Here is a 20,359-nt window from a genome sequence, read left to right as displayed (position 1 = left end):
CGCTATTATACTTTTATTTCTTATTCCTCACTATTTATGATGCCTACTATGCTAGATACACCAGCTACGCTTTACCAAAACACCCAGTCTTACGCGCACCTCATTACTGAACGTCATGCCATGGTTAAACCGCACATGTATCATCCTTATCAGCTGGGTGCAAGCCTATACATGCCTGCCACTCGGCAAGATATCTGGCAAGTGATTAAACGCGATAAGTTACCAACGATTAATAGTATTATTATTTGTCTTGAAGATGCTGTCAGTCATAATGATGTGGAACTGGCGCTCACGAGATTGCAGGAGTTGCTTAATACGTGGGCATCGCATGTCAACAGTATTAATACGCCCTCGAACCCAACCGAGACGCATACTCAGCCAACTCGTCCGTTAGTTTTTGTGCGTCCACGTAATCCGTTGATGCTTCAGCAGTTAGCGGACTTTGACAACATCGATTTGCTTGATGGTTTTGTGATGCCCAAAGTTGATATGTATAGCCTGTCTAATTGGCGCTTATCCTGTCAAAATCTGAATACTGACCAATTATTGATGCCAACCTTAGAGACTGCGGCGCTATTCAATCCGCATCACAATCAAGAATTGGCGATTGCCTTTAAAGAAGCCTTTAGTCAGCCTATTTTTGCGCTACGTATTGGCGGTAATGACTTATTTGCTGAGCTACGTTTACGCCGTCCTAAAGACAGTATTATTTATGATACCCCGATTGGCACGCTTGCGTATCAACTGCTCGGTTGCTTTGTACCGCATGGCTTTTATTTGACCGCGCCTGTCTTTGAGTATTTGGATCAGCCAATGCTGTTTATGCAAGAGCTAACCCGTGATGTGAGCTTAGGATTGGTCGGTAAAACCGTCATTCATCCGAGTCAAATTGCCTTAGTACAACAAGCCTATTGCGTGCCACTAAGTATGTTGGACGAAGCGCAAGCCATCTTGCACAGTGAAGCAAAAGCGGTGTTTAAGTATAATAACACTATGCTAGAACCTGCCACCCATCGCGCTTGGGCGAATGAAATCGTCAATCGAGCCGAGGTATTTGGTACGATAAATGATGGCAATAGTGACTATAAACCGTTGCTATAAAACCTGAGCATTCATGCCATACATATTTAATATAAAAAGCCGCTATCCATTAAGATAACGGCTTTTTTGTTAAGCCTGAAAGTTAAACACAATTTGTTAAGAAATGACTAATCACGGTATTCACTTGTTCTGGTTCTTCGACGGTTGCCGTATGCCCAGCGCCCTTAATAATCGCCAGCTTTGAGCCTTTAATCGCGAAATGCATACGCTCAGATTTTGGATAAGGCGTTGCCATATCCTCATCACCAACGACTATCAAGGTAGGTAAGGTAATATTCCCCAACTGCTCATAGATACCTTGACGTTCAATCACACCCATCGTCGCTTTCGCCACCCCAAATTTATGATTATTTTGTAGTTGGGCTAGCCATTCCTTACATTCCCCTATGCGTGTTTTGTCTTGCAAAAAACTATTGCCAAACATAATTGGTAGCACTTTTTTACTCACTCGCCTCATACCTAACCAACGAATCGCACTGAGAAGTTTACGATAACGCGGCGCCGTTCTAGGATCTTCAGGATCAGCAGAAGTGCCTATTAAAATCAAGGATAGCAAACACTCAGGATAACGAATCGCCATACGCTGCGCGATAAATCCACCCATGGACAAGCCCACAAAATGACACTGTTCAATATCTAGTGTGGTCAATAAGGCGATGGTATCTTCCGTCAACGTATCCATATCATAGCCAGACTTGGTAATCTGCGACTGCCCTTGTCCACGAAAATCAAAAGTGATACAGCGATACGCCTCTTTAAAGTAAGCAACCTGTTTATCATACATGCGTGTACTCCAGAGCAGCCCATGCGCGAATACCATCACGGGTTTTTGCATATCGTTTGGTGCACTGTCTTCATAATAAATATCAATATTATTAACTTGAATATGAGGCATCACTACTTCCTTGTTGGACAGCTATCAAAAAACAGCCATCAAAAAATGCACGTATTACTTGGTAAATCTTTGCGACTCACGTCTATTCTTCAGCATAAATCACAAGGATTGGTTTTCATAGGCTTATTTTAAAGCCCGTCACCGCCTACTCACTAATGACATTATTGAAGCGTATCTTTAGCGCCCACGAAATCGCCTTTTATAATTACTTCAAACTGCTATAGTAATTACTACTGAATTATCGTGTTTATAAGGACAATATCATGACATCGTCTCTAATCGATTATCAAACCGACAACTATATTGCTACCATCACCATGAATGACCCTAAAACTCTTAATGCCTTTAGCACCTCACTTAAAAATGCCATGATGGAAGCATTGAATCAAGCGGATGCCGATGAGCAAGTACACGTCATTGTTTTACAAGGTGCGGGTAATCACTTTTCTAGTGGTGGTCATATCGGCGAGATGCTAGAAAACGGGATGGAAAGTGAAGCACTTGCTGACAAAATCCATTTTATGGTATCTGAGGTTGCTGAGATTAGCCTAAAGCTGCGTAATATTCACAAGCCAATTATTGCCAAACTAGAAGGTGCAGTCGCAGGTGCAGGTATGAATCTGGCATTGACTTGTGACTTTCGTATTGCCGCTGATAATGCAAAATTTGTGCAAGCGTTTGTAAATATTGGGCTGATACCTGATGCGGGTGGTATTTATCTATTGAATCAACTTATTGGCGCAGCAAAGACGACCGAACTGGTAATGCTGGGTGATAAATTAACAGCGGAAGACATGGCGCGCTTAAATTTGGTGAATGAGGTCGTCAGTAGTGAAGATTTGGATGTTAGCGTACACGCCTTAGCGACTCGTCTCAGTAATCTACCAGCAAAAGCACTCGCCTCGATGAAGCACATGATTAATACCCATGCGTTTATGGGGCTCAACGAAGCGCTGGATATGGAAGTCAATCAACAAACGATGATGGCGCAAACTGAGGATTTTAAAGAAGGAATTACGGCGTTCATGGAAAAACGGAAGCCGATTTATGTAGGTAAATAAAAATATTAACGTTATAGTCCTATGTTAATATGCGGACAGATGACATTACCTTATCAGCGTATTTTTATCATTATTTGCTATTTATCCATGGATTTAAAACAAGGCAGTTTATGAACAAGATTCTTCTGAGCTTTTCTTTACTATTATTAACATCAACAGCTATAGCAGATTCTTTTTGGGATCATAACGGCTCTACCATGCGCTTACAAGACTATGGCAGCCAACGTATTTTTACTTATGAATATCCATCGGTGAGAATGCAAAAAGCAGGCATTACACAAGGCGATGTATTGTTTGATGGCTATAAAAAAGGCGATAAATATTACGGTACGGCACGCGTGTTTTCAAAGTATTGTGATTACAGCCTTCCTTACAAGGTTAGTGGCAACGTTTACAGTGGACCAAGAGTAGTACTCATCGGAACGCGTAACAGCTACGATGCTGGCTGCATTCCTAATGGCAGATTAACAACAGATAAGTTGGTCTTTACATATATTCGCTCAGAATAAACGACCTTATCCTCAATAATCTATGGCAGCCGATTACTTCTTAAGATGATTGCGCCATACCTTATTGAATAACAGACTTTTTAGTCTGAATTATTACTACAATTCTGAAGAAATGCTATGACTACAAAGCTTGTTCTTAATAAGCTTTGCCTTACTTCGCAGGTGGTCCCCATTGATTGGTTTCATTTTTAGTATCACTCGCCAGAAATACAATTAATAATATAGCACCAACTAATGGGATAAGGGTTAATAAGAACCACCAACCTGAGCGACTGGTATCGTGTAACCGACGAATTGTCACTGAAAGGCTAGGTATAAATAAGCCAAGCACTACCAACACATAAAACAATCCCGTATCTGAATTAAATATTATTGAATCTAAAATCATTGCAATGAATACTAAAATAAATTGAGCAAGGGTAAAAAACCAAAACTCTTTACGACGGGCACGCCCAGAGAAATTGGTATAATTTCTTAATCCTTTTTTAAACCAATCAACGATACTGTAGTTTGCTTCAGCACCATGATTATTAACAACGGCAGTATTTGGTAGTGGTGGCGGCGTTACTTTATTCAGCATATTTTTATTTTCCATAGATATTCTATTTGTAGCCTCTAAAAGCAAAACTAACAAACTTAATTAACGAAATTTATTATAACACTCAATAAAAGTTTGCAAATACTTACTGCTGATTTTAAACTTATAAATAAAAACCCCGCATCATAACGATACGGGGTTTTCTTACTTATAACTTTTAGAAATTTATAACTTTAAAAACTAAGCCAATTGAGCGACGTTAATTTTATCTGCTTCTTCAGTATAGGTTTCCATACGGTCGAAGTTCATGTATTTGTACACTTCTTCGCCCATGCTATCGAGCATACCCGCATACTGTTGATACTCTTCATTGGTTGGTAATCTACCCAATACCGCAGCAACCGAAGCCAGCTCAGCAGAGGCTAGATAAACGTCAGCACCTTGTCCTAAGCGGTTCGGGAAGTTACGCGTTGACGTCGAAACGGCTGTAGAGTTCGGTGCGATACGTGCTTGGTTGCCCATACATAATGAACAACCTGGCATCTCAGTACGAGCGCCCGCTTGTGCATAGATGTTGTAGTAACCTTCTTCCATCAACTGACGCGCATCCATTTTGGTTGGTGGCGCAATCCATAGACGAGTTTTTAAGCTACCTGCTGGGACATCTTGTAGCAATTTACCAGCAGCACGGAAGTGACCAATATTGGTCATGCATGAACCAATGAATACTTCATCAATGGTATCACCAGCAACGTCAGCTAAGGTTTTTGCATCGTCTGGATCATTCGGGCAGCAAAGAATCGGCTCTTTAATTTCCGACATGTCGATGACCATATCGATGGTATATTCTGCATCTTCGTCAGCACGCATCAGACTTGGATTAGCCAACCATTCTTGCATGCCTTCAATACGACGGCTAATGGTACGCGCATCGCCATAACCTTCTGAAATCATCCATTTTAACAAGGTGATATTTGAAGTTAGGTATTCTGTCACTGATTTCTCAGACAAGGTAATGGTACAACCTGCCGCACTACGCTCAGCGGAGGCATCAGACAATTCAAACGCTTGCTCAGCGGTCAAATCTTCTAAACCTTCAATCTCAAGAATACGACCGTTAAACTCGTTAATTTTACCTTTTTTATCAACGGTTAATAAGCCTTCTTTAATCGCTTGATAAGGGATGGCATGTACTAAGTCACGTAAGGTAATACCTTTTTGACGCTCACCGATGAAACGGACACGGACAGATTCAGGCATATCCAGTGGCATGACACCCGTCGCCGCCGCAAACGCTACCAAGCCAGAACCGGCTGGGAATGAGATACCAATTGGGAAACGAGTATGCGAGTCACCACCAGTACCAACGGTATCTGGAAGTAGCATACGGTTCAGCCATGAGTGAATAATGCCGTCACCTGGGCGCAAGCTAACACCGCCACGGTTCATGATAAAATCAGGTAACGTATGCTGAGTTTCGATGTCCACTGGCTTTGGATAAGCAGCCGTATGACAGAATGATTGCAATACTAAGTCAGATTGGAAACCTAGGCAAGCCAAGTCTTTTAGCTCATCACGGGTCATTGGACCAGTGGTATCTTGCGAGCCAACGGTAGTGATTTTTGGTTCGCAATACATACCCGGACGTACGCCTGCTAGACCACATGCTTTACCAACCATTTTTTGCGCTAAGGTAAAGCCTTTACCAGTATCGGCTGGCTCTTCTGGCTTGGCAAAAACGTCTGAATGACCCAAACCCATATATTCACGAGCACGATTGGTCAGACCACGACCTACGATTAACGGAATACGACCACCGGCACGAACTTCATCAAGTAAGGTTGGTGAATTTAGTTTAAAGGTTGATAGCACTTCATCAGAATCATGCTTAGTGATTTTACCGTCATACGGATAGATATCAAAGACATCGCCCATATTTAAGTTATCAACGGCTACTTTTTCAATAGGTAATGCGCCTGAGTCTTCCATGGTATTAAAGAAGATAGGTGCAATATTGTTACCCAATACTAAACCGCCACCACGTTTATTTGGCACATTAGGAATATCATCGCCCATCAACCACAATACTGAGTTGGTTGCCGATTTACGGCTAGAACCAGTACCGACTACGTCGCCAACATAGGCTAAAGGATGACCTTTTTCTTTTAACGCTGCAATTTGTTTCATCGGACCAATCACGCCCTCAACGTCAGCGGTAATACCGTCGCGCGAGTTTTTGTGCATGGCTAATGAGTGCAATGGGATATCAGGACGGCTCCACGCATCTTGCGCAGGAGACAAGTCATCGGTGTTGGTTTCGCCCGTTACTTTAAATGTCGTATAAGTGGTCTTTGCTGGTACAGCATCACGGCTCAAGAACCACTCTGCATCTGCCCACGATTGAATGACTTCTTTCGCAATCGCATTACCCGCTTCTGCTTTTTCAGTCACGTCATGGAACGCATCAAATACGAGTAAGGTTTTTTTTAATGCGTCAGCAGCGTACTGTGCGACGTCGCTATCATCTAATGCAGCAACCAATGGCTGCACGTTATAGCCACCTTGCATCGTACCTAATAGTTCAACTGCTTTTTGCTTATTGACCAACGACGACTGCGCCTCACCTTTTACGATAGCCGCTAAAAATGCAGCTTTCACGTAGGCGGCTTGGTCAACACCGGCAGGAATACGATTTTCTAATAAGTCTACCAAGAACGCATCTTCGCCCGCTGGAGGATTTTTTAGTAGCTCAACCAAATCTGCAACTTGCTTCTCATTCAGTGGAAGCGGTACAGTTCCTTGCTCAGCACGTTCTGCGACATGTTTACGATAAGCTTCTAACACAATAGTCGTCCTCGTCGGTTGGTTCAGCACACCACGTGAGTGGTCAGTATGACTGCCTGCATCGGTGCGCTGTATTAAGTAATTACACTTAAACAATATAGCTTAAATCAACTTAGATGTTAATGACCCTATTGTGAAATCCGGCGCATAGCCAACATTTATTATAAAAATGGGAGGTATTTTTCAGCGCAGATTACTATAAGTAAACTTTTAGTTATCGCTAAATCATTATAAAACATATTGATAAAGTGCATTGATAAGGTTAATAGTAGCATTCAGTTAATTTCACCGTGTTTTTTTGGTCATTTTCTGTTAAATTAGACACAATATGGCTACCAATACGCCTTAAGACCTCACTATCGCACAATGTGCACAATGGACTGTGCTATTGCAGTGCTTAGCACTATTATTTTTTAGGTCTTAGCTTTTACTATAAAGAATAGTCGTTAGAAAACCAGTCATTACAAAACCAAGCATTATAAATGCCAGTTATCCGTGTATGAGTAAGCTTGAACACTGTTAAGCTTACGTATTGCTCAGCTTATCTTTATATTTCTCGCTCACCTTAAACACAAACAGCAAAAACAGACAACATTTACTTTGCATATTCTTCGTGAAGCGTCATTGATGTCATCTCGTTTATAGATACGCCTGAGAATTACTATTACGGGATGAAAAAAAACATAATTTTTGCTATAATCAATCTATTATTATTCCATTCCATTGTCATTAAATAACAAACAAAACCCTTATCTTATAACCACTTAGGGTAATTAGGGTTTAGGATTAGTCTATGAGCTCAATAGCGGTACAAACCTACGTTCCGGCTGCCAAAGCCAAACCAAAAAAAGCCATCCAAGGCGAAAAACTACGTGGTTACGATAAAGTTGCACGTATCCCAATTAAAGTGATTCCAACGGTCGAGGCCAAGAAAAAGCCTGACTGGATTCGTGTGAAGCTGTCCTCACCGGCAGAAGTGGCGCGTATCAAAGCCAAGCTGCGTGAACAAAAGCTTTACACCGTTTGCGAAGAAGCCGCCTGCCCGAACTTGGCGCAGTGCTTCTCTGATGGTACGGCAACCTTTATGATTATGGGTGATATCTGTACGCGTCGTTGCCCGTTCTGCGACGTGGGTCATGGTCGCCCGAATGAGTTAGATAAAGATGAGCCGCGCCATACCGCCGAAACTATTTTAGGTCTTAAACTAAAATATGCGGTTATTACCTCTGTTGACCGTGATGATTTAAAAGACGGTGGTGCGGCACATTTTGTTGAAGTATTGAATGAATCACGTGCGCTGAGCCCAAATTGTTTAATCGAAATCTTAGTTCCTGATTTCCGTGGACGTATGGATATCGCGTTAGATTTATTAACCGAGACCGCGCCTGACGTGTTTAACCATAACATTGAAACTGTGCCACGTTTATATAAAGCATTCCGTCCCGGTTCTGATTATCAGCATTCTTTAGACTTACTCAAAATCTATAAAGAACGTCGTCCTGATATTGCGACCAAATGTGGCTTTATGGTGGGCTTGGGTGAAACGGAAGAAGAAATTTACGCTTTACTTGATGATTTAAAAGCGCATGATGTCGATATGATTACCGTTGGTCAATATTTGCAACCCAGTAAAAACCACGCGCCCGTTGACCGTTATGTCCATCCTGACGAGTTCGAGCGTTATATGGAATATGGCAAAAAACTGGGCTTCTTTAATATTTGGGCAGGTCCAATGGTGCGTTCAAGCTACTTTGCTGACCGTCAATTCTATGGTGAAGATTGCCCAGCACCTATCCGTAGTCAGAAGGCACTGATTGCTGAAGGTAAATTGGGCTGCTAAGGGTTAAAAAAGACATGATTTGTCATAAATCGTCGTCATTTATTACGAATATTTAATCATTAAAAAAGAGGTCATCATTGACCTCTTTTTTTGTTTTTATTGATAGCAATAAAATTTATGAATATCATCTATGATTAATAGCTTACATAGTTAATAACTTGCATGAGTAATAGCTACTATAACCGCTTGCTTATAAATGTATACTTTTAAATAGCTATCATTAACGCTACATCATGGAGTTATAAAAGAAATGTCATTGATCTAAATGGCATTGATACTAGAATACGCTTAAAGCGATCACCACGTATTTGTGAATATTTTTCAGAACAACGTAAAGTATCGCGTATACAATGTAAAATGGCGGATCTGGTCATTTTAAATAAACTCTACTTACAAATACGCACACCTTAATAATAGAAGTAAATAAAATCATCCCTACAATCAAAGCAGGTGAAACTATTTATCAGCGTCTCACACCATAACAGCGTTATAATAGCGCCACAACTATTAGTAGATGTTCAACTTTTAGCGCTATTTTAATTTAAGGAACCGCTTATGAGTCACCCTGAGCACATTACGTCTTCCGATCATACCCATTATTTGCATCATACTTTTTTTGAACCGAAAGATAACGATACCAAAGCAACGCTGTTGATTGTCCATGGTATGGCAGAACACAGCGGACGCTATGCCGATTTTGCGCAGTTCTTGGCTGATCATGGCATTGCTGTAGCGACTTATGATCAGCTTGGACACGGTCAGACGATTAAAACACCTAATGAGTTGGGATTTTTCGGTGATGAGCATCCTGTGCAGTCGTTACTCAAAGACGTGATTATCATGTCCGATGCGTTAAAGGCGCGTCATCCTAATGTACCGCATTTTATACTAGGGCATTCAATGGGCTCATTTATTGTGCGCACTGTGCTGAAGCATCATGCTCAAGAATTTGCAGGTGCTATCTTGATGGGCACATCCGACGCCAATCCATTGGTAAAAGTATTGATTCCAATTAATAAGATGCTAGCAAAAAAGGCGCCTAAAAAGCCGAACACGCTATTTGCCGAATTCATCAATAAACGCCTGAATGCCAAGCTTAATACTCGTATTTCAACCTCTAAATTTGCTTGGTTGAGTGAAGATATCGCGAACATTGAAGCCTATGAAGCTGACCCATTAGCAGGTTTTGAGTTTACTAATAACGGCTTTATGACCTTGTTTGTCTTGATGCAAGCGGGTCTGCATAAACGATGGGCGACCACCATTGCGAAAGATTTTCCCATGCTGTTTGTGAGTGGTAAAAACGATCCGATAGGAGATATGGGTCAAGGTATTCGCCGTGTGGTCAATAAATTGCGCAAACAAAAATTTAGCAATATAAATATGCGTCTCTATCCTAATATGCGTCATGAGCCCTTACATGAACAACATCATAGCGCGGTCTATTATGATATTTTACATTGGATGCGGACTTTAAGTTCGTAACGGCTGATGTGGTTTCCTAATATTAGCTAAAATAGCAATCCACTACTCTTCACTCTTTATCTTTTAGGATAATTTTATGTCATTACAACAAGTTATCGAACAGGCTTTTGAAAATCGCAATGAATATAGCCCAAGTACGATGCCACAGGACGTCCGCGACGCTATCAATCAAGTCCTTGAACAGCTTGATAACGGCAGCTTACGTGTTGCTGAGAAAAAAGAGGGCGAATGGGTGGTGAATCAATGGGCGAAAAAGGCGGTGTTACTGTCTTTCCGTCTCAATGACAATTACGTCATGCCAGCGGGTGAACACGTACAGTTTTATGACAAAGTACCGACTAAATTTGCTGATTGGACCGAAGCGCAATTTAAAGCAGCAGGCGTACGCGTTGTGCCACCAGCGGTTGCTCGTAAAGGCTCATATATCGCCGCCGGTGCGGTACTAATGCCGTCTTATGTGAATATCGGTGCGTATGTCGACCAAGGTGCGATGATTGATACGTGGGCGACGGTTGGCTCATGTGCCCAAATCGGTAAAAACGTGCATCTATCAGGTGGCGTTGGTATCGGTGGCGTATTAGAGCCATTACAAGCCAATCCAACCATTATTGAAGACAACTGCTTTATCGGAGCGCGTTCTGAAATCGTTGAAGGTGTAATTGTTGAAGAAGGCGCTGTCATTTCGATGGGGGTTTATATTGGTCAATCTACCCGTATTTATGATCGCGAAACAGGCGAAATTCATCGTGGTCGCGTGCCAGCCGGTTCAGTCGTTGTACCGGGCAGCTTACCGTCTGAAGATGGGACGCACAGCTTATATGCGGCGATTATCGTGAAAAAAGTCGATGCGCAAACCCGTGCTAAAACATCCGTCAATGAGTTATTACGTTTAGCCTAAAGGGTAATTATTAACCCAGCAATAGCTCATAAAATAACGGTTAAAAGAAAGGTGCTGAAGATATTCTTTAGCATCTTTTTTATACTTTTAATTTAGTACAGCGTCGTCGAGCACTGTGCGTTATAATCCTTTGCTTATAACCTTTTTATGCATTTTTTACAGAAATTAGTATAAATACACCTAACGCTATTAATTAGCTGTAGCACTATTTTTCTTTTTTATCAGTAAAGCTATTCTGATTATCCCATTCTTTTATTTGATATTGACATTGTTATGACTAAGCCATCGCTACGCACATCCGCTATTCCTGTCACTGATCCTGAAGCAGGTTTACGCCTGACCGAGATTTTTTATTCCTTGCAAGGTGAAGCCATTACTTCAGGCTTGCCGACGATATTTGTACGTTTAACGGGCTGTCCGCTGCGCTGCGTGTACTGTGATACTGAATACGCTTTTACAGGTGGCGAGCGTCAGTCACTTGAGGCGATTATGGCAACCATTGCCAATTTCCCCTGCAAACGTATTTGCTTAACGGGCGGTGAGCCATTAGCGCAACCAAATGCGATTGAGCTAATGAAACGCTTACTGGCTGATGGTTATGAGATTTCTCTCGAAACCGCAGGCGCACTGACGGTCGAAAATGTCCCGACAACGGTCAGCAAAGTCATGGATTTAAAAACCCCAAGCTCAGGGGAAGTAGACAAAAACTTATGGTCAAACCTTAATTACCTGACTCAGCACGACCAAATTAAATTTGTCATTATGAACCGTACTGATTATGACTGGGCAAAGTCGAAATTGTTTGAGCATAATCTCGATAAATTGGTTGGGACAGTTTGGTTTTCACCAATGTTTAATGTCGCACAAGATGACACCTTAAACGATAACAGTCCAGAGGTGCCCGTATTAGCGCGTGAACTTGCCGAATGGATGCTTGCAGATGCGCTGCCCGTCCGCTTTCAATTACAGCTGCACAAAATCATTTGGGCAGATGCAAAAGGTAAATAGCTCGGCGCACATTTAAGCCAAATCGTAAAGAAAACAGTAAGGACACAAGGATGGTCAAACTCATTTTATTGGGCTTATTAGCAGGTGCTTTATTTAGCTCGACGTTTATTTTAAATGAGCTGATGAGTTCGGCAGGCGGGCATTGGTTTTGGTCAGCCAGTCTGCGTTATCTCTTTATGTGGCTGATGTTGACCGTTATTATTGCCCTACAGCAAGGCGCTGGTCGGATTAATGAGCTATGGGCACTATTTCGTGCGCATTGGGGCTTTTGGTGCGTGACCGGTGGTATCGGCTTTGGGTTATTTTATACCGGCATTTGCTATGCAGGCGACCATGTGGCTGGTTGGGTCGTTGCCGCTACTTTTATGTTTACTGTGGTTACAAGCTTGCTGGTACTGCTCGCCTTTGGGCAACGTTTTGATAAAAAGTTCATCTTATACGCGCTATTGGTTTTTATTGGCGTGATATTGGTCAATGTCAGTGAAGGCTTAGACGCCGCAAGCGTGATTGACGTTCAATCTACACCGATGACAGAAATGCTGTTATATGGTGCCCTGCCTGCCTTGATTGCGGCATTTAGCTATCCAATTGGTAATCAGTTGGTATGGCAAGTATCCTACAACTCGCGCAAACATAGTGCAGCGTTACAAAAAGCGCGTGACGATAATGCTATAGACTCTAGCAATATTAATACCATTATTAATATTGCTAGCACAATCAGCACCTTACCCCAAGCTTCGATTCAACATAAATCCATGCTCCAAAAGCTAATTGCACGCATTCCGGCTATAGAAACTGATTTACTGCAAAACGCCTTTAATAAAGTCTGGTTAATGTCGCTTGGCAGTTTGCCATTTTGGCTAATTTTAGGCATTATAGTGCGTCCTGAATTGCCAAGCTCCTCGCAAGTTTTCAATACCCTTCTCGTTGCCTTATTGGCAGGCGTTGGTGCGACCAGTATCTTTTTATATGCGCGTGAAAAAGCACAAACCTCTAGCGAAGTTGCGGGCGTCGATTCGACGCAAGCCAGTGAAGTCATATTTGCCCTCATCGGTGGCATATTCTTACTCGGTAATGTGGTGCCTTCAGCAATGGGCTTATTCGGTATTGGGCTGATTATACTGGGGCTAATACTGTTTGCTAAAGACGGTTAGTCAAGTGCTTATGCATTAGCTGTTATGCCTTATCTATTGTTTACCCATTGAGCTAGATTTACACCATTAAATTTATTATGCTTGGCGTCATCTCTGTAGTGTCGGTAATTGCACTGCGTTTTGCTTGGCATTCTCCCTCCATTCGCTGGGTTGGCTAAACTCTTAGCCACTTCAGTGTTTTTTTATGTGAACCATTATGATCAGTATTATCAGTGTCAATATTTATGCGTGGTTTAACGCCTGCTGTCAGGCTTTATTTGGCAAGTCTTTCGATCTATTCTTGTCGCCTATATCAACCAGTCTCACGCTTGGCGCTGCTGCACCGCCCATTCCAGTCACAACTGCCGTTCACCCACCAGCGGTTCTGACTACGGATTTTGTGACCCGATTTGAGCCGACTTCCTTTATGTTTTGGCTGGAGATGTTTGGTATCTTTGCGTGTAGTGTGTCGGGAACGGTGATTGCTAAACATAAAAACTTCGATATGTTTGGCTGTATTTTAGTGGCGATAATTGCTGCGATTAGCGGTCCGACGGCACGTGATATTATTTTGGATCGCTATCCGTTATTTTGGATGATAAACATGAATTATTTACTGATTATCACCATTACTTCGGTGGGCTTTCAGATATTTTGCAATCCAAAATCAAGCCATGTCGATGGTTTATTAAAGTTATTTGACGGCATGGCGCTGGCGATTTTTACTTTAATTGGTATTCAAGTGGCACAAGAAATGGGCGCTAATATCCCCATTTGTATCTTACTTGGCGTATTGAATATTTTGTTTGGTGGCGTGATTCGTGACATGCTGTGTAACGAGATTCCGCTAGTATTACAGCGTGAGATTTATGTCACTGCGGCGATTATTGGCGGAATATTGTATTTTGTCCTAGAAGGTATGGGCGTGACGCCTTGGATAAAAGAAGCAGTAACGATGATGACCATCTTTGTGATTCGAATGATGGCAGTACGTTATGATTGGCATTTTCCAGATATCAGTTTAGATATCAGTTTAGTAAAAAAACCAAACCTGTAATACATTAAAAACCAGCAAAGAACAGGGCGTTAATCAGTCAGATTAACGCCCTGTTCTTTGCTAAAAATGATGGTAAACATCAACTTTTAAGTATCAGCAACCACTGCCAAATCCTTAACCATAAGTTGCAAGCTTTGTTTACCATTCCACTCATTGATATCCAGCTGAAATAACAGGTGTACTTTTTCTGCACGGTAATCCCAGACACTGCTGTCATAATTAAAACAAATAGCATCAATCGGATATTGCACATCGGAGTAACGCAGCGATAATTTTAAATGTTTGTCTTTTAACACTTTAAAACTCAATACTTCAAAGACACCGTCAAATATCGGTGGCGCAAATCCATGTCCCCAAATGCTCGCATCGGTTAAATGCTCGGCAAACCATAGGCTAAAATCTGTAGCTTGTAATGCACCATCGGTGAATTTTTGCTCAGTAAAGATATCATCTTCCAGCTTTGCTACCACGTCATTAAACGCGTCAACAAATGCCTCAAAATTGCCACGCTTGATGGTCAACCCTGCTGCCATCGCATGCCCGCCAAAATGAGTGATTAAATCAGGATGTTGCTCCGCCACTTGCTCAATGGCATCACGAATATGCACGCCAGCAATCGAGCGTGCCGAGCCTTTAATCGCATCTTCGTCACCTGTGCATTCAACATCGGCTGGCGCAAAAACAATACTAGGACGGTAATGACGCTCTTTTAAACGCCCAGCCACGATACCGATTACGCCTTGATGCCAGTCATCTCGATATAGCACAATACTGCGCTTGCTGTTATCAACATTGTCGACCCCATTTTGCGCGTCATTTTCGTCATTAATCAGGCTACTATCATTGTCTGCTAAATCACTACTATTATTAGCAGCATTTAACGTCTCGATAATATCATCGGCTTGGCTACGCATCTCGCCTTCAACTTGGCGACGATTGCGATTGAGCTGCTCAAGCTCATGTGCCAAACGTTGCGCCTCGCTCCAATCTTCGGTGAGTAAACACTCGATACCAATGCGCATATTATCCATCCGCCCTGCCGCATTAATACGGGGACCCAAGATAAAACCAAAATCTTGCGCCTGCAACTGTTTCGGGTCGCGTCCGGCTTGCTCAAGGAGCGCCAAAATGCCTAGGCAGCAGCGCCCTTGACGAATGGCTTGTAGACCATGATGTACCAAGATACGATTGTTTTTATCCAAAATACCGACATCGGCAATCGTACCGAGCGCCACTAAGTCCAAATATTGACTGACCTGTACCGTTGACTTGCCAGCTTCACGGCGCAGTTTTGCTAAGCGCCCGAGCACATAAAATGCCACGCCCACGCCTACCAGTGCTTTACTGCTAAAGTCGCAGTGTTGCTGATTGGGATTGACCACGGCTTCGGCAGGCGGTACAGGCTTGGTGGTAAGATGATGATCAGTGATAATGACCGTGATGCCATCAGCTTGCGCCCGTGCCACGCCTTCATGGCTAGAGATACCATTATCAACGGTCACAATCATCTGCGGCTGATAAGTCGCAATGCCCAGCTCAACAATTTCAGGGGTTAAACCATAACCATATTTAAAACGGTCGGGCACTAAAAAATCGACTTGTGCACCCATAGCGGTCAAAGCGCGCATCATCAAAGCCGTACTGGTCGCACCATCACAATCAAAATCGCCAACAATAAGGATACGCGCATTTTTATCAATGGCATCATCTAACAAACGCACCGCTTCACTAACACCATGCAGCATCTCAGCGGGCAACAAACCCGCCAGTCCAGTTTCTAGCTCGTCAGGGTCGTTAATGCCGCGTCCTGCATAGAGGCGCGCTAGGGTCAATGATTGGGCAGCAAGCGGTTGCAATGCGGCGGGCAACTCGTCAATGCGAGTGCCGGTATATCGGGGGGTTAAATTTAGCATGTCAGTATTCTACTGGCTTTGGTAGGCGGTCACAATAGCTATCTATGCTACCATCGTCCACCATGCGACATATGGTGTCGTAACAATAGTGCAGGATTTTATCATTACTTTGTCCATATCCTTTATTATGCTTACTTATTACTCTTGCTTATTACTTTTGCTTAGTTTCTGTTTACAAAAACGATGCATAGAGACGGCATTTTTTGTATTTTGATACAAAGCTATGATTGCATGCAGGCGATAAATCCATAGAATGATAACTAATCGTCAAACTGACTATTTATTCCATGACTATTCTATTTATTCCCTATTGATATCTTTATAAGGTTACTATTATGCACACCACGCCCGCTGCTGAAAAAATCCCAAATACCATCGATCCAAGTTTAGATTTAGAACAAGTCAAACAAGAATGTCTGGCGTTGGTCAAAAAACGCGCCAAATATTCCGCTGGTGTGGCAGTTATCCCTGTGCCATTCTTCGATGTTGCCGTTGATGCCGGTATGTTAACCCAACTGCTGCCTGATATCAGTGAACGCTTTGGTCTGATTGAAGGTCGTGAATCGGCAATTGATTTAGAATCGCGTGAAGTACACTGGAAAGAGCTCAAAAATCGCACCGTTGATTTTGCAGGTTTGATGGCAACGCGTGGTATTGTCAAAAAAACCATTCAAGGATTTGGTGGTCGTATTGCAGCGAAGCAAGTGACTAAATTTATCCCGCTTGGTGGACAACTGGTTGCCGCGACGATGGGTTATATGATTTTTAAGAAAATTGCCGTTGACCATATCGAAGAATGCTATAAATTAGCGAAAGATATTCAGCAAAAACAACATGGCAAAAACGTGTAATGATAGTTACCCATTCGTCTTAATCTTAACATCCAATTCAGTATCCAACTCAACACCCAATCAGCCAAGATTCTTTCTTGGCTGATTTTTTAGCCTTTATATGACTTGATTATACTAATGATAAAAAGCGGTTTAATAATCATATTTAACAATACGACGATTAAACCGCTTATCAGTGATTAATAGCTATACCCTTTTCTCAATCAACTTTTTGCTCGATAATAATTCGCATAGTAGGCATCTTACTTTTTCTATCAACGTGAACCATTGCTACCCAATCATCGTATAACGCAAATCTATCGCCAAACTTTAACTGCGAGCGTTTATCAAGTTTCAATAATGCTTTCAGCTGCCCATCATGGTGAACGACAGGAATAAGCGCCGTTAAGACATCCGCTAACACAGGCAACGATTGACCTGCTATCGGCTTAATATCATAGATGACGTTACTGGTATCACATCCGTCCAAAGTAGCCGTTACTTGTAGTTTATTTATCTGCGCCTTTTCAGTGATGACTTGTGTATATTCATGCATATCAATGTCGATATCACGAGAGACGCCGCGCGTGAGTTTTAGCAGGGTTTTATTTTTAATACCAGCCAATCGGCAGTTGTCTCGATAATAAGTACTGATAGGGACACCATTTACCCAATTCACGGCAAACTCAAGTGGTGGGTCTATCGGCGACCCATCTTCATAAGCCTCAGGATGGCTACGATAATTTGGTATTGCCTGATAATTAATATTTTTACCTACAATGCTATACTCAACAATGTGCTCACTAAATGGCGCATATAGTAATATCTCATGGTCTTTTACTATCTTTTGCTTGTTATCCAATATCAAATAATGAATCGCACTATTGGTATAGACACTGCCACCCAATGGACCCGAAGACTCAATCTCAAGCGCCAAATCTTGAATACCGTCCTTATTAAAGTCTTGTGCTATCAACGGCAATAATCGCAGGCTATAATTCATGCTCTGCTCGTCACCATCAGCATATTCATATTTATCAGAACACTCATACTCAAGATCAGCTCTGACTCTAGGGTTTGGCTTAGGCAGTGAGCAACGCTCCTCTACCAACTCAATAATCAACGCTTTAGGTATTTTGATTTCAGCAGCAAACGCCCCCGAGCTGATACCCAACGTTCCCAACAAGAGCGTAGATAGCATAAAATAATATCGGAACATACACGCCCCAGTAACTATTAAAGTTTAGCCTTAAAATAGCATGAGTACAGAGATGGGTAAACAGATTAAGCGTATTTGAGATAGGTTGCTAAATACTTAAAAAATGGGCTCAGAACCTCTCTATTTCGTCCATCTTCAACATGAATTAAGTCAATGTTCTAAAAATATGTAATAATCGCACGTTATTGTCAGTAAACCAAAACGCACAATACTGATTACTTATAGACACGACTTTCAGCTAATCTTAAAAAAACATTACAGGATTGAACCATGAAAAAATTATTAATTTCTACTGCACTGCTTGCGACATTTGCTTTATCTGGCTGCGCGTCAACAGGCACTGACACCAATACTGGCACTGCTGTTGGTACCGCAAACAATATTGGGATGAATGTATTAAAAACGGTTATCGACAACCAATGCCGTTATGAGATTGAAAAGCAACCTGCTTGGCGCATCGTTAGTATCGCTATGAATGAGAATCAACAAGAGGCGGCAAAAAGCAAAGTTTGTGGCTGCGTCAGTGAGCAAGCACCGCAACAAGTGACTCTTGTTGAGCTGGGCAATGCAGCTATAGACTCTAAATATAGAGTACAACTAGCGACTAAAGTCATCGCTAACACTTTACAAAGTTGCTACAGCACTATGTTAAAGTAAATAGCTATTGATTAAATTTATAGAATAAAAAAGGTGCGTTATTTGAGCATAACGCACCTTTTCTTATGTTTTCATATTATCGATATTTACAAAGATCAGATATCACACAAAGATATCTAAAAAATTAGTTTTAGTCTGTTTTAAATGCATTTGAGTCTATATGTAAAGAGCCTGATGAAGGTAAAATGATATTGGTAAAATATTTAGATCTACCATCGATAACCTTGTTCACCTCTGAGACTAAATCATCGATAATGTCGTCATAAATCCCGTGCTCCAGCTCTCTTTCAAACGTAGTAAACGGATGCTTACGCGCCGCAGATCTGACGTCCGTGACCCCGTGCTTCGTATAGAATATATTGACTCGACCATCACTATTGAGTACACAGTTTAAATCACCTTCTTCAACCACCATTTTTACACTCTCCGGCATAAAAATATAGTCATCTACATCGAGCAGTTCTTTTTCTACGCCACGTTTTAATAATGCTTTGATATCAAACATAATCCATCCTTAAAGTTTAATTTTTTATAATGATGCATTCAGCACGGCGCGCATCGCTACCCTGCTTTATGTCTCTATCCTATATAAACAGGGCGTTTTATTTAAGATGTAAAATGTAAAGGGATGTTTGAGATTGGAAATTATATTATTCTAATAAGTATTATAATAAGATAGCATTTACTGAAAATACTCTTTTCTAAAATGTAAAGACAGTTAAAGGAGTATATAAAATGATGAGTGAAGAAGAATCTTATCTTCAAGAAATACGTAACGAATATGAAAGAAAGTCTTTTTTCTTGCACCATGACTTAGGTGCTGATGTGCATTGGTTATTTACCCAAGCACTTTCAGCACTGGATTCTGAGCTTTATTTACCAGCTTGCACGAGCTTTGTAAATGGTATTGAAGCTTCACTTAGGATAACTATGGCTCAAATTAAAAAACCATGCATAGTGATGGATCTTGATAACATATCTACTCTAAGTAATAGTCTGTTGCTAGTAGCTCAAAACAATGGACTGCCTATAGAAGCTCTAGCCTTCCCAGAAGAAAAGCTATTTTTAAAAAACTTAAACTCTAAAAGACCAAATAAAACAGATGTGGAAATCGTTCGAATAAGACACAATCTTTGCCATGGAAATTTTTTGGAATACACAAATACTGACCTTGGTGAAGGTAACTACTTTTTCACTCCTGAATGTTGTCGTCCATTAGCGCACCAACTTCATGATTTGTGTTGTGAATGGACAGTACAGCTAGGTAAGTTCAGAGCAGAACTATTTAAAAGATCGAATCAGCTTTAATATATTTATTAAGCAAAAAAAGCGAGTTAACTATCCGCTAACCCGCCCTACTCTTTTAAACTC

18 protein-coding genes are annotated in these 20,359 nt (G+C 41.6%); 12 read left to right on the top strand and 6 right to left on the bottom strand.

The features are described from left to right. Window positions 1-48 precede the first annotated feature (48 nt). The gene (locus AOC03_RS10260; protein WP_084785842.1) at window positions 49-1,101 is read left to right on the top strand and encodes an HpcH/HpaI aldolase/citrate lyase family protein; all 1,053 of its coding nucleotides are present in this window, start codon (window positions 49-51) and stop codon (window positions 1,099-1,101) included. A gap of 82 nt (window positions 1,102-1,183) precedes the next feature. Here the strand turns inward: AOC03_RS10260 and AOC03_RS10255 are convergent, their stop codons facing one another. Further along, the gene (locus AOC03_RS10255; RefSeq protein WP_062535704.1) at window positions 1,184-1,996 is read right to left on the bottom strand and encodes an alpha/beta fold hydrolase; all 813 of its coding nucleotides are present in this window, start codon (window positions 1,994-1,996) and stop codon (window positions 1,184-1,186) included. Window positions 1,997-2,259: 263 nt separating this feature from the next. Between AOC03_RS10255 and AOC03_RS10250 the strand changes: the two genes are divergently transcribed. Continuing rightward, complete coding sequence (locus AOC03_RS10250) at window positions 2,260-3,057, top strand: enoyl-CoA hydratase/isomerase family protein (protein ID WP_062535702.1); 798 nt, start codon at window positions 2,260-2,262, stop codon at window positions 3,055-3,057. 110 nt (window positions 3,058-3,167) lie between these two features. Next, entirely contained in the window at window positions 3,168-3,566 is a 399-nt protein-coding gene (locus tag AOC03_RS10245; protein ID WP_062535700.1) for a hypothetical protein, read from the top strand. A 151-nt stretch (window positions 3,567-3,717) separates the two neighbouring features. Here AOC03_RS10245 and AOC03_RS10240 read toward each other — a convergent pair whose 3' ends face one another. Then, window positions 3,718-4,161 (bottom strand): DUF805 domain-containing protein, encoded by a 444-nt coding sequence (locus tag AOC03_RS10240; RefSeq protein ID WP_084785841.1) that lies wholly within the window; start codon window positions 4,159-4,161, stop codon window positions 3,718-3,720. 183 nt (window positions 4,162-4,344) lie between these two features. Next, a complete protein-coding gene (gene acnB / locus AOC03_RS10235; RefSeq protein ID WP_062535698.1) occupies window positions 4,345-6,948 on the bottom strand; it encodes a bifunctional aconitate hydratase 2/2-methylisocitrate dehydratase in 2,604 nt (867 codons plus the stop codon). A gap of 793 nt (window positions 6,949-7,741) precedes the next feature. Between acnB and lipA the strand changes: the two genes are divergently transcribed. The 6 genes from lipA to AOC03_RS10205 all read left to right on the top strand — a co-directional run bounded on the left by lipA (window position 7,742) and on the right by AOC03_RS10205 (window position 14,369). Next, the gene (lipA, locus tag AOC03_RS10230; RefSeq protein ID WP_062535695.1) at window positions 7,742-8,788 is read left to right on the top strand and encodes a lipoyl synthase; all 1,047 of its coding nucleotides are present in this window, start codon (window positions 7,742-7,744) and stop codon (window positions 8,786-8,788) included. Between the two features lie 555 nt (window positions 8,789-9,343). Then, window positions 9,344-10,273, top strand: a complete 930-nt coding sequence (locus tag AOC03_RS10225) for an alpha/beta fold hydrolase (protein WP_062535693.1) — start codon at window positions 9,344-9,346, stop codon at window positions 10,271-10,273. A 76-nt stretch (window positions 10,274-10,349) separates the two neighbouring features. After that, window positions 10,350-11,171, top strand: a complete 822-nt coding sequence (gene dapD / locus AOC03_RS10220; protein WP_062535691.1) for a 2,3,4,5-tetrahydropyridine-2,6-dicarboxylate N-succinyltransferase — start codon at window positions 10,350-10,352, stop codon at window positions 11,169-11,171. Window positions 11,172-11,444: 273 nt separating this feature from the next. Further along, window positions 11,445-12,179, top strand: a complete 735-nt coding sequence (gene queE, locus AOC03_RS10215) for a 7-carboxy-7-deazaguanine synthase QueE (protein ID WP_062535690.1) — start codon at window positions 11,445-11,447, stop codon at window positions 12,177-12,179. A gap of 50 nt (window positions 12,180-12,229) precedes the next feature. Continuing rightward, complete coding sequence (locus tag AOC03_RS10210) at window positions 12,230-13,333, top strand: multidrug resistance efflux transporter family protein (RefSeq protein WP_062535688.1); 1,104 nt, start codon at window positions 12,230-12,232, stop codon at window positions 13,331-13,333. A 196-nt stretch (window positions 13,334-13,529) separates the two neighbouring features. Further along, on the top strand, window positions 13,530-14,369 hold the full coding sequence (locus AOC03_RS10205) for a trimeric intracellular cation channel family protein (RefSeq protein WP_227514231.1): 840 nt from the start codon (window positions 13,530-13,532) through the stop codon (window positions 14,367-14,369). Window positions 14,370-14,455: 86 nt separating this feature from the next. Here the strand turns inward: AOC03_RS10205 and recJ are convergent, their stop codons facing one another. Continuing rightward, window positions 14,456-16,282, bottom strand: coding sequence for a single-stranded-DNA-specific exonuclease RecJ (gene recJ, locus AOC03_RS10200; RefSeq protein WP_062535685.1), 1,827 nt, complete (start codon window positions 16,280-16,282; stop codon window positions 14,456-14,458). Between the two features lie 335 nt (window positions 16,283-16,617). Between recJ and AOC03_RS10195 the strand changes: the two genes are divergently transcribed. Further along, on the top strand, window positions 16,618-17,133 hold the full coding sequence (locus AOC03_RS10195; RefSeq protein ID WP_062535682.1) for a hypothetical protein: 516 nt from the start codon (window positions 16,618-16,620) through the stop codon (window positions 17,131-17,133). A 199-nt stretch (window positions 17,134-17,332) separates the two neighbouring features. Here AOC03_RS10195 and AOC03_RS10190 read toward each other — a convergent pair whose 3' ends face one another. Then, window positions 17,333-18,313 (bottom strand): hypothetical protein, encoded by a 981-nt coding sequence (locus tag AOC03_RS10190; RefSeq protein ID WP_062535681.1) that lies wholly within the window; start codon window positions 18,311-18,313, stop codon window positions 17,333-17,335. Between the two features lie 288 nt (window positions 18,314-18,601). On the opposite strand from AOC03_RS10190, the gene AOC03_RS10185 reads away from it, so the two are divergent. Beyond that, on the top strand, window positions 18,602-18,988 hold the full coding sequence (locus AOC03_RS10185) for a hypothetical protein (protein ID WP_062535679.1): 387 nt from the start codon (window positions 18,602-18,604) through the stop codon (window positions 18,986-18,988). Between the two features lie 130 nt (window positions 18,989-19,118). Here the strand turns inward: AOC03_RS10185 and AOC03_RS10180 are convergent, their stop codons facing one another. After that, window positions 19,119-19,493 (bottom strand): hypothetical protein, encoded by a 375-nt coding sequence (locus AOC03_RS10180; RefSeq protein WP_062535677.1) that lies wholly within the window; start codon window positions 19,491-19,493, stop codon window positions 19,119-19,121. 230 nt (window positions 19,494-19,723) lie between these two features. On the opposite strand from AOC03_RS10180, the gene AOC03_RS10175 reads away from it, so the two are divergent. After that, a complete protein-coding gene (locus AOC03_RS10175; RefSeq protein ID WP_062535675.1) occupies window positions 19,724-20,296 on the top strand; it encodes a hypothetical protein in 573 nt (190 codons plus the stop codon). The last annotated feature ends 63 nt before the right edge of the window (window positions 20,297-20,359 follow it).

The organism is Psychrobacter urativorans (assembly GCF_001298525.1).
In the GTDB taxonomy this organism is placed as follows: Bacteria; Pseudomonadota; Gammaproteobacteria; order Pseudomonadales; family Moraxellaceae; genus Psychrobacter; species Psychrobacter urativorans_A.
Note: the sequence above shows the minus strand (reverse complement) of the source record. Positions and strands in the feature narration are given on the sequence as shown.